Genomic DNA, 14,470 nt, shown 5'->3' on the forward strand with positions numbered 1-14,470 from the left:
ATCCAGAGGAGATGACCGTGATCGTGACAACCGAGAAGAACCCGAAGGCCCGGGCGCAGGCCGAGGAGGAACCGGAGCCCGAAATCGCCGACGCCGCAGGCGAAGACGAGGCCGGTGGGCTGCTCAATCGCAAACGCCCCGGGACCGAGCGTCCCAAGCGGCCCTGGCGCCGATACCTGCGCCGCAGCGTGCTGCCGGCGTTACTCGTTGCCGCGCTTGCCGTTTCGGGATTCCTCGGCTGGCGACAGTGGCAGGACCATCAGTTGAAGGTGGCCGGTGAACAGGCGCAACAGGCGGCGATCGCCTACGCACAGGTGCTCACGAGCATCGACTCGAACAAGGTCGACGAGAACTTCAAGCAGGTGCTCGACGGCGCGAGCGGGGAATTCAAGGACATGTACACCCAGTCCAGCGTCAAGCTCCGGCAGCTGCTGATCGACAACAAGGCGACCGCGCACGGCGTGGTGGTCGACTCGGCCATCCAGTCCGAATCCACCGACAGGGTCGTCGTGCTGCTCTTCATCGACCAGACCGTCACCAACACCGCCGCACCCGATCCGCGCATCGACCGCAGCAGGATCAAGATGACCATGCAGAAGGTCGACGGCCGCTGGCGGGCAAGCAAAGTCCAACTCCTCTGAGCCGAGCGGAGGCCTTCATGCTCAAGAGATTGTCGGCGGCACTCGTATTGGCCGCGGCCGCAACGATTCCCGGCACCGCTACCACGCACGCGTCGGCGCCGTCATTCTGCGGCGACCTCGGCGGTGACTGGGACGGCCAGTACTGCCACACGTCGGTGACCTCGGAACGCAACGCCGTGCGCGACATCAAGGTCGCCGTGCCCGACGACCTCGTCGACAATCCGACCACCGGCCCGGTGATCCGGGACTACCTGCACACGCTGGTCAACAATTGGCGAAACGCCAACGGCAGCATGGCCGCCGACAGCTACGGCGAGGAGAATTTCGAGGTCTTCCGGCACGGCAACCTGCTCAGCGCGGTGTTCCACGAGGACTATCACGCCGACGGGCCCAAGCCCAACAACGCCTACCGGACCTTCACCTTCGACATGGCGGCCGGCAGGCGGGTGCAGCTGGCGGACCTGACGACGTCGAACCCGCTGACCGCCATTCCCCCACTGGCCCAGCCGTTTATCGAAACGGCACTCAATCAGGCCCCGCCACCGCATGATCCGGGAACCTACCCGTTCATCGTCGACCGTTGGACTCCCGACAAGGTGTACTCGGGCGCGTACAAGGCGTGGGCGCTGACGCCCGACGAGCTGATCCTCTACATGCCCGACTATCCGGTCGGCCACGACGAGCCGATCAACTTCTCCCCCGGCCTGCCGCAGTGGTTCATGGACGGCGGCACCGTGCAGGCGCACATCCCGCTGTCCGCATTGAGCCCGGTGCTGCGCGTTTAAGAGGACCCGACTCACACGAGTCACAGCAGTCCCTGAGTCCGGCGACTATCGAAGTGCCCGCCTCTGAGCGACAACGCCCTCGGCGGGACCAGTTGTCGCCCTCGGCGGGACCAGTTGTCGCCCTCGGCGGGACCAGTTGTCGCTCAAAGGCGGGCAAAAGCGTGTAGCCGCCGCGGACGGGACTCTTGTGGCTGCTGGGACTCAGACACCGGACTCAGACACCGGACTCCCACACCGCCACCCAGGCTCAGTCCTCCGGGTTGTAGCCCAGGTTGGGGGCGAGCCAGCGCTCGGCTTCCTGCAGAGTCCAGCCCTTGCGCTTGGCGTAGTCGGCGACCTGGTCCTGGGCCATCCGGCCGACCACGAAGTACTGCGACTGCGGGTGCGAGAAGTACCAGCCGCTGACGGCGGCACCGGGCCACATCGCCATCGACTCGGTCAACTCGATACCGGTCCGCTCCGTGACGTCCAGCAACTTCCACAGCGTCGCCTTCTCCGTGTGCTCCGGACAGGCCGGGTAGCCGGGGGCGGGCCGGATCCCGCGGTACTTCTCGTCGATGAGCGCCTCGTTGTCGAGCTGTTCGTCCGGCTGGAATCCCCAGAACTCCTTGCGGACCCGCTGGTGCATCCGCTCGGCGAAAGCCTCGGCCAGCCGGTCGGCGATCGACTCCAGCAAAATCGCGCTGTAGTCGTCGAGGGCGGCCTTGAACTCCGCGATCTTCTCCTGGCTGCCCAGCCCCGCCGTGACGGCGAAGGCGCCGACGTAGTCGGCCAGTCCGGTGTCCTTGGGCGCGATGAAGTCGCCTAGCGACCGGTTCGGGATGCCGTCGCGGTGCTCGCCCTGCTGGCGCAGGTTGTGCAACGTGGTCAGCACCTCGGTACGGGTGTCGTCGGTGTAGACCTCGATGTCGTCACCGACCGCGTTCGCCGGGAAGAAGCCGATCACCGCGTTGGCGGTCAGCCACTTCTCCTTGATCAGGGTGTCGAGCATCTGCTGGGCGTCGTCGTACAGCTTGCGGGCGGCCTCGCCCGAGGCCGGGTTGTTGAGGATGTCGGGGAAGCGGCCCTTCATCTCCCAGGCGTTGAAGAACGGCTGCCAGTCGATGTACTCGCGCAGCTCGGCGAGGTCGTAGTCCTGGAAATCCCGCACCCCGAGGCCCTGGGCGGGCACCGGCGGCGTGTAGCCGTCCCACTGGATCGGCGTCCGGTTCGCGCGGGCCTTCTCCAGCGTCACCATCGGCCGCTCGTTCTTCTGCGCGTGCCGTTCGCGCAGGGATGCGTAGTCCTTCTCGGTGGCCTCCAGCAGGGCCGGTCGCTGCTTGTCGTCGAGCAGCGCGGCGGCGACCGGCACCGAGCGGGACGCGTCCTTGACCCAGACCACCGGACCGCTGCGCCGCGGCGATATCTTCACGGCCGTGTGGGCGCGCGAGGTGGTCGCGCCGCCGATCAGCAGCGGGATCTCGAGGCCTTCGCGTTCCATCTCGACGGCGAAGTTGGACATCTCGTCCAGGGACGGGGTGATCAGCCCGGACAGCCCGATGATGTCGGCGTCGTGCTCCCTCGCCGCGGCCAGGATCTTGTCGGCGGGCACCATCACGCCGAGGTCGATCACTTCGAAGTTGTTGCACTGCAGCACAACTCCGACGATGTTCTTGCCGATGTCGTGGACGTCACCCTTCACCGTCGCCATCACGATGGTGCCGTTGGTGTCCTTGGAGCCGGCCGTGCCCGACTCTTCCTTCTCGGCTTCGATGAACGGCAGCAGGTAGGCGACGGCCTTCTTCATCACCCGGGCGGACTTCACCACCTGGGGCAGGAACATCTTGCCCGAGCCGAAGAGGTCACCGACGACGTTCATGCCGTCCATCAACGGGCCCTCGATCACCTCGATCGGGCGCCCGCCCGCGGCGGCGATCTCGGCCCGCAATTCCTCGGTGTCCTCGTCGACATGCGCGTCGATGCCCTTGACCAACGCGTGCGTGATCCGCTCGCGAACCGGGAGGCTGCGCCACTCCGCCGCCGCCGGGTCCTCGCCCTTTTCGGACTTGTTGAACCGCTCGGCGATCTCCAACAGCCGCTCGGCCGCGTCCTCGCGACGGTTCAGCACAACGTCCTCGATGCGGTCCCGCAACTCGGGGTCGATCGAGTCGTAGGGCACCAGCGCACCGGCGTTGACGATGCCCATGTCCAGGCCGGCCTTGATGGCGTGGTACAGGAACACCGCGTGGATCGCCTCGCGCACCGGGTTGTTGCCGCGGAACGAGAACGACACGTTGGAGATGCCGCCGGAGATGTGCACCCCCGGCAGGTTCTCCTTGATCCAGGCGCACGCCTCGATGAAGTCGATCCCGTAGGTCGCGTGCTCCTCGATGCCGGTCGCCAGCGCGAAACAGTTCGGGTCGAAGATGATGTCCTCGGGCGGGAAGCCGACCTCCTCGGTCAGGATCCGGTAGGCACGCCCGCAGATCTGCTTGCGGCGCTCCAGGTTGTCGGCCTGCCCCTGCTCGTCGAAGGCCATCACGACGACCGCGGCGCCGTATTTGCGGCACAGCCGCGCCTCGCGGATGAACTTCTCCTCGCCCTCCTTCATGGAGATCGAGTTGACGATCGGCTTGCCCTGCACGTTCTTCAGGCCCGCCTCGATGACCTCCCACTTGGAGGAGTCGATCATCACCGGGACGCGGCTGATGTCCGGCTCGGCCGCGATGAGCTTGGTGAACCGGTCCATCGCGGCGACGCCGTCGATCATGCCCTCGTCCATGTTGATGTCGATAACCTGCGCACCGACCTCGACCTGCTGCAGGGCGACCGACAGCGCGGTGTCGTAGTCCTCGGCCTTGATCAGGTTGCGGAACCGGGCGGAGCCGGTGATGTTGGTTCGCTCACCGATGTTCACGAACAGGGAGTCGTCGGTGATGTTGAGCGGTTCCAGGCCCGACAGCCGGGTGGCCACCTCGATCTTCGGGACCTCGCGCGGCGGCGTGCCCTCGACGACCTTGGCGATCTCGGCGATGTGTGGCGGCGCGGTCCCGCAGCAACCACCGACGAGGTTGACCAGCCCGGCCTCGGCGAAGTCGGCGATGTAACCGGCCTGACGCTCCGGGGTCTCGTCGTACTCGCCAAAGGCGTTGGGCAGACCGGCGTTCGGGTAGCAGGAGACGAATGTGTCTGCGATCCGCGACATCTCGGCGATGTAGGGCCTCATCTCCGGCGCGCCCAGGGCGCAGTTGAGCCCCACCGCAATCGGTTTGGCGTGCCGGATCGCGTTCCAGAACGCCTCGGTGACCTGACCGGACAACGTGCGCCCGGAGGCATCGGTGATGGTGCCCGAGATGATCAACGGCCACCGGCGCCCGCGCTGCTCGAACAGCGTCTCGACGGCGAACACCGCCGCCTTGGCGTTCAGCGAGTCGAAGATCGTCTCGATGATGAGCAGGTCGACACCACCGTCGACCAGGCCGTTGGCGGCTTCCAGGTAGGCGTCGACCAGCTGGTCGTAGGAGACGTTGCGTGCCCCGGGGTCGTTGACGTCCGGCGAGATCGACGCGGTTCGCGTCGTCGGCCCGATCGCGCCGGCGACATAGCGGGGCTTGTCCGGGGTGCTGTACTCGTCGGCGGCCGCCCGCGCCAGGGCGGCGCCGGCGTAGTTCAGCTCGTAGGCCAGGTCCGCCATGTCGTAGTCGGACAGCGAGATCGCGTTCGCGTTGAACGTGTTGGTCTCCACGATGTCGGCGCCCGCCTCGAGGTACTCGCGGTGGATACCCTCGATGATCTGCGGCTGCGTCAGCGTGAGCAGGTCGTTGTTGCCCTGCAGAGCGGTCGGCCATTCCGTGAACCGGTCGCCGCGGTAGCCGGCCTCGTCGGGCCGGTCGCGCTGGATCGCCGTGCCCATCGCGCCGTCGATCACCATGATCCGCTGGCGCAGAGCGGCCGTCAGTTCGTCGGTGCAGTCGGGGCGGATGTTCGGCGCGAAGGTGTTCGGCACCGTGCTCGATTCGGAGGCGCTCACATGAATCCCTTCCGTAGCGGAAGGCGTCCTTGACTCTGCCGAGCGTGGCGGACACCGGTGCGGGCCGGTATCCGTTGCAACGCCTCTCGACCAGAAAAGTCTACGTCGTCACCCGATCGACGTTTGGACGCCCAACTCATCGCCGCTATCGACAGCTCGCGGAGCCTGCCGGCGACATAGTAGTTACCAAGGTTAACGAAATCGCAGCCGAACCTATTTCGCCTCGACCGCGTCGACACCGGTGGTTGGGGCCCTCCGGGGTCTGTTCGTCAGCGGCAGTCACGCCATAAGAATAGTCGTCCTATGCAAAGCCCCCGGTTGAGCGCCAATCGGCCGGCGATCCTTGGCCACCGCGCCCGGGACATCGGGTTCGGAGTCCAATTTCCCGACTCGTAGCCGGACCACGCACGGTCCGCATCGTGGCCGGGCGGAAGGCCGTACGCTAATTCTGTGACCCCGCCCGACGGCCCCCCCTTCGGCCCCCCTAGTGGTCAGGCCGCGTTGCCCGAACTGCACGACACCGTCGTCGTGGCTGCGTTCGAGGGCTGGAACGACGCCGGCGACGCCGCCAGCGACGCGCTGGAACACCTCGAGGCCATCTGGGAAGCCGACCCGATCTTGGAGATCGACGACGAGGCGTATTACGACTACCAGGTGAACCGCCCGGTGATCCGCCAGGTCGACGGCGTGACGCGGGAACTGGTCTGGCCGGCGATGCGGATCTCGCACTGCAGGCCCCCGGGCAGCGACCGCGATGTCGTGCTGATGCACGGCGTCGAACCCAACATGCGCTGGCGCACCTTCTGCGCCGAACTGGTGGCCATCGCCGACAAGCTCAACGTGGACACCGTGGTGATCCTGGGCGCGCTGCTGGCCGACACCCCGCACACCCGGCCGGTCCCGGTGTCGGGCGCGGCGTACTCCCCCGAGTCCGCGAAACGCTTCGGCCTCGAGGAAAGCCGCTACGAGGGCCCGACCGGCATCGCCGGGGTGTTCCAGGACTCCTGCGTGGCCGCCGGTATTCCTGCGGTGACGTTCTGGGCGGCGGTGCCGCACTACGTCTCGCAGCCGCCGAACCCGAAGGCGACGGTGGCCCTGCTGCGCCGCGTCGAGGACGTCCTGGACATCGAAGTGCCGCTCGCCGACCTGCCGACGGACGCCGAGGACTGGGAGCAGGCGGTCACGGAGATGACGGCCGAGGACGAGGACCTCGCCGAGTACGTGCTGTCGCTCGAGCAACGCGGCGACGCCGAGGTCGACATGAACGAGGCGCTGGGCAAGATCGACGGCGACGCGCTGGCCGCCGAGTTCGAGCGCTATCTGCGCCGCCGGCGCCCCGGCTTCGGGCGCTAGTGGCGATCTCGGGCGCGGTCCAGCCGGGCGAAGCGGATCGCGGCCAGAGAGACTAACGCTCGTCATCGCCGTCGAATCTCGCTGAATTTGCCGTCGGCCGACCGCGTACGGAAGCATCGCTTCGCGACCTACCGATTGGACGTTTCATGGCCGCGTTGCCTGGTGATGGCAACCCAAATCCCGTAACCGGCGAAGACGCCGGTTATCGCAAGGGGCTCAAGCACCGGCAGGTGCAGATGATCGGCATCGGCGGCGCGATCGGCTCCGGGCTCTTCCTGGGCGCGGGCGGCCGGCTGGCCAAGGCGGGCCCCGGGATGTTTCTGGTCTACGCCGTCTGCGGCGTTTTCGTGTTCCTGATTCTGCGAGCGCTGGGCGAGTTGGTGCTGCATCGCCCGTCGTCGGGCTCGTTCGTGTCGTATTCGCGGGAGCTCTTCGGCGAGAAGGCGGCCTACGCGATCGGCTGGATGTACTTCCTGGGCTGGTCGATGACCGCCATCGTCGACACCACGGCGATCGCCACCTACCTGCGACGGTGGACGGCCTTCGAATCGATCCCCCAGTGGGTACTGGCGCTGCTCGCCCTGATCGTCGTGCTGTCGATGAACCTGATCTCGGTGGAGTGGTTCGGTGAGCTGGAATTCTGGGCGGCGCTGGTCAAGGTTCTGGCGCTGGTCGCCTTCCTGGTGGTCGGGGTCGTCTTCCTGGCGGGGCGGTATCGCATCGACGGTCACAGCACCGGGCTGAGTCTGTGGGCCGACCACGGCGGGCTGTTCCCGTCCGGCGTGCTGCCGGTCCTGTTGACCACCTCGGGCGTGGTATTCGCCTATGCCGCAATCGAATTGGTCGGCACGGCCGCCGGTGAGACCGCCGAGCCGGAGAAGGTCATGCCCCGTGCGATCAACGCGGTGATCGCGCGCATCGCGATCTTCTATGTCGGGTCGGTGGCGCTGCTGGCCCTGCTGCTGCCATACACGTCCTACAAGGCGACCGAAAGTCCTTTCGTCACTTTCTTTTCCAGGATCGGCTTCCACGGCGCCGGGGACCTGATGAACATCGTGGTGCTCACCGCCGCCCTGTCGAGCCTGAACGCGGGGCTGTATTCCACCGGCCGGATCATGCACTCGATGGCGTCCAGTGGTAGCGGACCCAGGTTCGCGATCCGGATGTCCAGGACGGGCGTGCCCTTCGTGGGCATCGCGATGGCCGCGGCCATCTGTCTGGTCGGCATCGCCCTGAATGCCGTCAACCCCGGCGAAGCGTTCGAGATCGTGCTCAACATCGTGGCGCCCGGCATCATCGCGTGCTGGGCGACCATCGTGCTGTGTCAGCTGCGCTTCTACCGGCTGGCCCAGGCCGGGCTCGTCGAACGGCCGCGGTTCCGGATGCCGTGGGCCCCCTACTCCGGCTACCTCACCCTGGCGTTCCTGGCCGGTGTCCTGGTCATGATGGCGTTCGACAAAGAGACCGGCGTCTGGACCATCGCGACGGTGGTATTCGTCGTCCCCGCGTTGAGCGCCGGATGGTTCCTGGTGCGCAACCGGGTGGCGGCCGTCGCATCGCAGGGCGCGACCAAGACCGGTTAGGACGTGCCGAGGTCTCGGTTGTAAGCGCTGGTGGAGCGGCCCAACGCGGCAACCTGGGCGTCCAGCTGGGGCAGCAGCTCGGCGGTGGATTTGTGCAGCGGCATCTCGCCGACCGGGCTGGACAGCACCGGCTTGACCCAACGGAACAGCGCCACCCAGCGCGGGCAGTAGACGCGGGTGCGCCGGCGCTCGATCCCCTTGACGAAGGCGGCGGCGCACTTGTCGACCGTGGTCGTCTTGCTCAGCGGCCACGGGAAGCTGGCCAGCAATGCGTTGAACGCCGGCAGGTCGGACTGGGTGTCACGGACCAGCGCCGTGTTGATCCAGGACATGTGCGCCGAGCCGACGGTGACGCCCCGGTGGGCCACCTCCAGCCGCAGCGCGTTGGCCAGCAGCTCGACGCCCGCCTTGGAGGCGTTGTACGGCGCCAGCCCGGGGCAGGCGGTGTAGGCGGCCAGCGACGAGACGATCAGCACGTAGCCGCGGCGCTCGATCAACGCCGGCAGAGTGGCGCGCACGGTGTGGAAGACGCCGAGCACGTTGATGTCGAGCACCCGCTTGAAGGCGTCGGGGTCCACTTGCAGCACCGAGCCGTAACTGGCGATACCGGCGTTGGCCACCACCACGTCGATGCCGCCGAATCGTTCGACCGCGCGGCCCGCGGCAGCCTCCATCGCCGACAAGTCACGCACGTCGGCGACGACGGTCAGCACCCGTTCCTCGCCGAGTTCGGCGGCCAGCGCCTTGAGGTCCGCCTCGTTCAGATCGGTCAGCACGAGCTTGGCGCCTTTGGCGCTCAGCCGGCGCGCGGTCTCGGCCCCGATCCCCCGGGCACCGCCGGTGATGAAAACGACTTTGTCCCGCAGCGATGTCATGCTCGCCAACGTACCGTGCGCTGTATCCGAGGGAGGGCGTCCGTCCGCGACGCCGACAGGTTCGCGCCGGCAACCTCCGGTCTGCGGTGGATCAGCGGCCCGATGAACTATTCAAGAATGGCGACACCGCACCGATGAAATTGACATCGCCGAAAGCCAGCGGTATTCAACGCGCGTCTTACGGATTTCGTGTGGGGGCGGTGTGAAAGTTGTTTATCTGCACCCGTTCTGGACCCACTCTTTCGCGGGATGATGCGGTGTGCTCGGTCGGTATCGGCGGAGTATTTCCGCGCCGTCGCTACGCTAACTGGGCGCTCCCACTACTCTATTTGGCTCGCACTCGGCCCAACGGCGCCAGAGCCGACCATAAGCTCCGGACATGACACGCAATTGCGCATGTCGCCGGGAGGTCGCCGGATGACAATCGACTGCTTAGCCCCACCGCCGGCGACGTCGGTAGTCCATTTGCGACGCACCGCCGCGCGTTATCGAAACAAAGGCAAATCGGCCATGTCCGGGCGGCCGGCGCGCGGTGGCACAGCCAACCCAGCTACCGCGCGCCGGACCCAACAGCGCGCTCCCGGAGCCGGCGCGTGGCCTTCGGCGAACCGGCCCGGCGGTGCGCACCGCCCACCGGGAGCAGCCGCCTTCGGTGCTGGCGCAGTTTTAAAGGGGCGGATGATGCATAAAAAATCGAATCCCCCTGATTTTCCGATGTGGAAATTTGTGTCGCATGCGAGCCTGGGCGATCTTGACACCTATCTGTGGCATCGTCAGGGCAGCAACCTATTCTGCTGGCGCCCGGTGGGAAAGTCCTGGGGCGCAGCGAAGAAGTAGGACGGCGCGGAATGACGGGCGTAACCGAAATCGCCCGCTAAAAACAGCGGAACCGGCGCTGTTTCGGTAGCGCGGGTGGACCGCACCAGAACTCGACCAGGCGATCCGGACCCGATCAGCATCAATGGCGTTCGGCAATGACAATTCAACTTTGTCGTCGTGGTCAACAACTCCGGCCGACCCGCAATGCCACGGAAAACCGCGCCGGTGATGGCGTCTAAGCGTTCAGGCGGGCGAACTGCCCCTGCCGGTACTGCTCGACGCACGCCGCCCGCCGAACCTTGCCGCTGGTGGTGATCGGTATCGAACCGGGTGTCACCAGCACCAGATCGGCGACGCCGACGCCGTGGGAGTTGGAGACCGCCGAGGTGACCTCGCGCTCGACGACGGCGAGCTTGTCCACCCCCTCTCCGTGGGACGCACCCTTCTTCTTGACTTCGATGATCACGACAAGCTTCTCCATGCCCCCGTGCGGAACCGCTATCGCCGCACATCGGCCCCGGGTGATCTCCTGGACCGTCGCTTCGATGTCGTCGGGTGAATGGTTGCGCCCGTAGACGATCAACAGATCCTTGATGCGGCCGATGATGAACAGTTCGCCGTCGAAGAAGAACCCCGAGTCGCCGGTGCGTAGCCACAACGACTCGGGCGTGCCTTCGGGCGGTGCGACGAGCCGATCGCCGAATGTGCGTTCGGTCTCTCGGGACTTCTCCCAGTAGCCCATTGCAACGTTGTCACCGTGAATCCAGATCTCGCCGACGGTTCCGTCCGGGCACTCGATCCTGGTGTCGGGATCGACGACGCGGATCATCGGTGACCGCGGCGCCCCGTAGCTGACTAGCGGTGTGCCGGTTGGGCTTTCGCAGCGCACCGCGGTTCCGGTGGCCAGCTTCTCGGATTCGAAGTGGACGATCTCGGGCGGCTGCGCCGGCGTTCGGGTCAACGCGTACACCGTTGCCTCCGCGAGCCCATAGGCCGGCCGCACCGCTTGGCCGGGCAGATTGAAGCGCGCGAACCGCTCGGTGAAACGCCGCAACGTCGCAGGGTGCACGCGTTCGCTGCCGCTGAGGATCACCAGCACATCCCCCAGATCCAGTCCGGCCATGTCCTCGCCCGATGTCTTGCGTGCCGCCAATTCGAAGGCGAAGTTCGGGGCCGCCGAAAATGCGTGACTTTCGGTGGCCAGCAATTGCATCCACCGGGCCGGTCGCTGCAGGAACGACACCGGACTCGTCAGCACCGCGCGAATCCCGCCCAGAACCGGTGCGCACACCCCCAGTATCAAACCCATGTCGTGATAGAACGGCAGCCACGAGACAATGGTCGTGTCCGGCGGGGCGACACCGCCGTGCTCCGCGCAAAAGTCGGACATCACCTGCCCGAAATTCGCCAACAGGTTCCGGTGCGAGACCATCACCCCGGCCGGTTGACGGGTCGATCCGGACGTGTACTGCAGATACGCCAGCTCTGGACGATCCGAGCACCCGGCACCGGATCCTGCCCGGGCGTCCAGGTCCAACCGGTCGACCTCGACGACGGATGGCTCGGGTCCGCCGGATTGCGACTTGACGTATCCGGCAATGGTTTCCGCGGCGGAGGACGTCGTGAGCACGACTGTCGGCGACGAGTCACGCAGCACCGAACTGACGCGCTCATCGCTGACTCCACCCAACGGAACGGCGAGCGGGACCGCGACCTGTCCCCCATGCAGTGCGCCGAGGAACGCCACGATGTAGTCGAGCCCCTGCGGGGCCATTATCACCGCGCGGTCACCCGTCGATCCGCAACGCTGCAGTGCCCGTGCGACATTCACCGTCCGCCGGTACAACTGCGACCACGTCAGGCTTTCGGCGATCCCGTTCCAGTCCTGCTCGTAGTCGACGAAGGTGAAGGCGGTGTCATTGGGCTGCAAGCTGGCGCGTTCGCACAGCAGGTCAGAAACCGAGGCCTCAAGCATGATCACTCCATCCCGATGCGGCCGGGTGTCCAAAAGGGTTTAGTGCGTATCTGGCGTCGGTCCCAGCCACGTTCGGTGATCAATATTCTGCGTAGGCTTTGTACGGTGCGGGCCTCGCCGGCGAGGTAGGCGACGCCGGGATAGCCGGGCAGCGGGAGGCTGCGCAGCCCGTCGGCGAGCACCGCAGAGTTCGCCGCCGCGGCGTCACCACGCTCGACCCGGGTCAGCGGTGCGGTGAGGGGAAGATGGTCGGCGTCGGTCGCGGCCTCGATCACTCCGTAGATCTCGGCGGTTGGGCGGATGGATCGAAGCATCGCGGCGAACGCGACCGAAGCGGTTTCCTCGCCGGCGAACACGTGGTAGGGCGCGTCGTGGCGGATGACGAAGTTGCCCTGGGGCCGGGTGAGATGAACGTGATCTCCGGCGGAGGCGGCCGTCGCCCAGCGGCTGGCGGGCGTCTTGCCCTTCGGCTCACCGTCGTGGTCGACCATTACGATGTCGAGCGCGCCGATGCCGGGGTCGGCGTCGTAGATGGAGTACGTGCGCAGCGCGGGGTATGGGCGCAGCCGCAGGACGGATTCACGCAGGCTCTCGACCTGCAGCCGGACATGCTGACCTGGCGTCCAGGCCAGGCCCCGCAGTCGCGGTCCGCTGAACCGGACGCGGCGCATTCTCGGTGACAGCCTTTCGATCTCGCTGACGGTTGCGGAGAGGAACACCGCGTCGCGCAGCGTGTTGACGAGCGGGAAACCTTCGATGAGGGTGGCCACGGAGAACTCCAACTGCTCAATAGTTGTTGCAGGTGTTGAAGACTCGCTGGACCAGTCCAAACTCCTGGTCGGCCCCTGGCTGACTGGCCAGCATCTGCGCCATCTGCTGGCGTTGACCCGGCGGCGAGGCGAGGAACTGGCGCAAGAAGGAGACGCTCTCCGGCGATGAGTTGAATTGTGCGGCCGCTTGGGGATCCGCCGCCTGCAGCGCCGATTGCACCTGATCGTAGTTACAGGTCGTATTGACAAACGGGCTCAGATCCCGATCGGCGGATGCGAGCCCGGCCCCGGCGGTCAACGACCACGTCAGGCCGCAAACCGCGGCCGCCAACCTAGTCCACGATCGCATGGCCATTTTTGGACACCTCCTGAACCGGAGTGAATTCGAGATGTAATTCCTTGAGGCGCCTGAACAATGGCGTGCGGTCCCATTTGAGCCGACGAGCGCCCGCCGGGCCGTGCTCGGCCTCGGAAAGCCGTATGTCGGCCATCCGGTCGAGGATTCGCTCCAGGCTCACCCGCACTTCGGCGCGCGCGATCGGGGCGCCCGGGCACGTGTGGATGCCGCGGCCGAATGCCATGTGATGCAGTATGTTTGGGCGGCCGAGGCGGAACTCATCGGGCTCGTCGAACCGCCGTGGATCGCGGTTGGCCGCACCGTTCATCACCAGCACGCTGGTGCCGGCTTGCACATCGAGGTCGCCGATCCTGGTGGTTCGCCGGGCCAGGCGGAAATTCGTCTTGATCGGGCTTTCGATGCGCAGCATTTCCTCGATGAAGGCGGGGATCTCCGAATTATCCTCGCGCAGTTGCTCTTGCAGGTCCGGGCGTTCCGCGAGCATCAGCATCGAGAGACTCAGCAGGTCGATCGTCGTGCCGTGGCCGGCCGCGTACATGAAGGTGGCGACGCGGGCGACGTCAATCACGTCGGGTGTCGTGCCGTCGGGAAACTTTGCCAAGGCCAGCTCGGTGAGGACGTCGTCGCGCGGCTCGCGCCGCCGCTGCTCGATGTACTCGACGAACCATTCCTCTTTCACGCCGACGAAGCCGCTGCGGTCGCCTTCGAGCCTGCTGGCATACGCCGCGGTGCGGAATCGCTCTCGGTCCGCCTCGGGCACGTCCAGCAGGTCGGTGATCGCGTCGAGCGTGAACGGGAAGTTGTAGTCGAGGACGATCTCGCACTTGCCGTCGGCGATGAAGCGGTTGAGTTGCTCGTCGGCAAGGCGCCACAGGAAGTCCTCGTTGTTCTTGAGCTGCTTGGGTGTGAACAGCCGGCTCAACAGCGAGCGGTGCGCGGTGTGCTTCGGAGGATCGAACGTGAGGAAGTAGTCGCCGAAGGTAAACCCGTGGCGGTGCCGTTCGATCAGGTCCGAGACGTCGTCGCTGTCGGTTTTGGTCGGAAGCCCCGACCACGGTCCGCTGACGATATTGCATACCGAGAAGGTCTTGTCGGCGTCGCGTTGCACGGCGAGGGCTTCGTCGTACCCGGACACCATCACCACGCCGTGGGCCGGCTCACGCCATACCGGGCAACGACGGATCGCATCGTAGTAGTCGTACGGGTCATCGACGAGCGACTTCTCGGTGAAGAAGTCGAGGCTCTCGGGTCCGCTCGGAGCGGACTTGCCGGTGGTCATGTTGTCAGGTGCCATGATTCAAA

The 14,470-nt window shown here is 66.3% G+C and carries 10 protein-coding genes; 4 read left to right on the forward strand and 6 right to left on the reverse strand.

Annotation, left to right across the window (positions count from 1 at the left end; genetic code table 11):
- Positions 1 to 11: 11 nt before the first annotated feature.
- The gene (locus B9D87_RS07555; protein WP_007770819.1) at positions 12 to 641 is read left to right on the forward strand and encodes an Rv1363c family protein; all 630 of its coding nucleotides are present in this window, start codon (positions 12 to 14) and stop codon (positions 639 to 641) included.
- Between the two features lie 17 nt (positions 642 to 658).
- The gene (locus tag B9D87_RS07560) at positions 659 to 1,426 is read left to right on the forward strand and encodes a mannan-binding family protein (protein WP_007770818.1); all 768 of its coding nucleotides are present in this window, start codon (positions 659 to 661) and stop codon (positions 1,424 to 1,426) included.
- A 247-nt stretch (positions 1,427 to 1,673) separates the two neighbouring features.
- Here the strand turns inward: B9D87_RS07560 and metH are convergent, their stop codons facing one another.
- Positions 1,674 to 5,435, reverse strand: a complete 3,762-nt coding sequence (gene metH / locus B9D87_RS07565; RefSeq protein ID WP_007770817.1) for a methionine synthase — start codon at positions 5,433 to 5,435, stop codon at positions 1,674 to 1,676.
- Positions 5,436 to 5,885: 450 nt separating this feature from the next.
- Here metH and B9D87_RS07570 point away from each other — a divergent pair, with 450 nt between their 5' ends.
- On the forward strand, positions 5,886 to 6,788 hold the full coding sequence (locus B9D87_RS07570) for a PAC2 family protein (protein WP_040629788.1): 903 nt from the start codon (positions 5,886 to 5,888) through the stop codon (positions 6,786 to 6,788).
- A 146-nt stretch (positions 6,789 to 6,934) separates the two neighbouring features.
- Positions 6,935 to 8,371: an amino acid permease gene (locus B9D87_RS07575; protein WP_007770814.1), complete on the forward strand. Its 1,437-nt coding sequence runs from the start codon at positions 6,935 to 6,937 to the stop codon at positions 8,369 to 8,371.
- Here the strand turns inward: B9D87_RS07575 and B9D87_RS07580 are convergent.
- The 5 genes from B9D87_RS07580 to B9D87_RS07600 form a co-directional block, all read right to left on the reverse strand.
- Positions 8,368 to 9,246 carry an SDR family oxidoreductase gene (locus tag B9D87_RS07580; protein ID WP_007770813.1) on the reverse strand — a complete coding sequence of 293 codons (879 nt, stop codon included), beginning with the start codon at positions 9,244 to 9,246 and terminating at the stop codon, positions 8,368 to 8,370. The genes B9D87_RS07575 and B9D87_RS07580 overlap by 4 nt on opposite strands.
- A gap of 1,054 nt (positions 9,247 to 10,300) precedes the next feature.
- Positions 10,301 to 12,040 carry an AMP-binding protein gene (locus B9D87_RS07585; RefSeq protein WP_007770811.1) on the reverse strand — a complete coding sequence of 580 codons (1,740 nt, stop codon included), beginning with the start codon at positions 12,038 to 12,040 and terminating at the stop codon, positions 10,301 to 10,303.
- Positions 12,041 to 12,042: 2 nt separating this feature from the next.
- Positions 12,043 to 12,810 carry a siderophore-interacting protein gene (locus B9D87_RS07590; protein ID WP_174320894.1) on the reverse strand — a complete coding sequence of 256 codons (768 nt, stop codon included), beginning with the start codon at positions 12,808 to 12,810 and terminating at the stop codon, positions 12,043 to 12,045.
- Positions 12,811 to 12,826: 16 nt separating this feature from the next.
- On the reverse strand, positions 12,827 to 13,165 hold the full coding sequence (locus B9D87_RS07595; RefSeq protein ID WP_080598535.1) for a hemophore-related protein: 339 nt from the start codon (positions 13,163 to 13,165) through the stop codon (positions 12,827 to 12,829).
- Positions 13,143 to 14,462 (reverse strand): cytochrome P450, encoded by a 1,320-nt coding sequence (locus tag B9D87_RS07600; RefSeq protein WP_007770806.1) that lies wholly within the window; start codon positions 14,460 to 14,462, stop codon positions 13,143 to 13,145. Before B9D87_RS07600 ends, B9D87_RS07595 begins: the two co-directional genes overlap by 23 nt.
- Between the last annotated feature and the right edge of the window lie 8 nt (positions 14,463 to 14,470).

It is taken from the genome of Mycobacterium colombiense CECT 3035 (assembly GCF_002105755.1).
GTDB classification, from domain to species: Bacteria; Actinomycetota; Actinomycetes; order Mycobacteriales; family Mycobacteriaceae; genus Mycobacterium; species Mycobacterium colombiense.

Excerpts from the sequence above, each read along its gene's own strand:
- B9D87_RS07555 (WP_007770819.1), top strand. The coding sequence starts at position 12 with ATGACCGTGATCGTGACAACCGAGAAGAACCCGAAGGCCCGGGCGCAG.
- B9D87_RS07560 (WP_007770818.1), top strand. The coding sequence starts at position 659 with ATGCTCAAGAGATTGTCGGCGGCACTCGTATTGGCCGCGGCCGCAACG.
- B9D87_RS07575 (WP_007770814.1), top strand. The coding sequence starts at position 6,935 with ATGGCCGCGTTGCCTGGTGATGGCAACCCAAATCCCGTAACCGGCGAA.
- B9D87_RS07580 (WP_007770813.1), bottom strand. The coding sequence starts at position 9,246 with ATGACATCGCTGCGGGACAAAGTCGTTTTCATCACCGGCGGTGCCCGG.
- B9D87_RS07585 (WP_007770811.1), bottom strand. The coding sequence starts at position 12,040 with ATGCTTGAGGCCTCGGTTTCTGACCTGCTGTGCGAACGCGCCAGCTTG.
- B9D87_RS07595 (WP_080598535.1), bottom strand. The coding sequence starts at position 13,165 with ATGGCCATGCGATCGTGGACTAGGTTGGCGGCCGCGGTTTGCGGCCTG.
- B9D87_RS07600 (WP_007770806.1), bottom strand. The coding sequence starts at position 14,462 with ATGGCACCTGACAACATGACCACCGGCAAGTCCGCTCCGAGCGGACCC.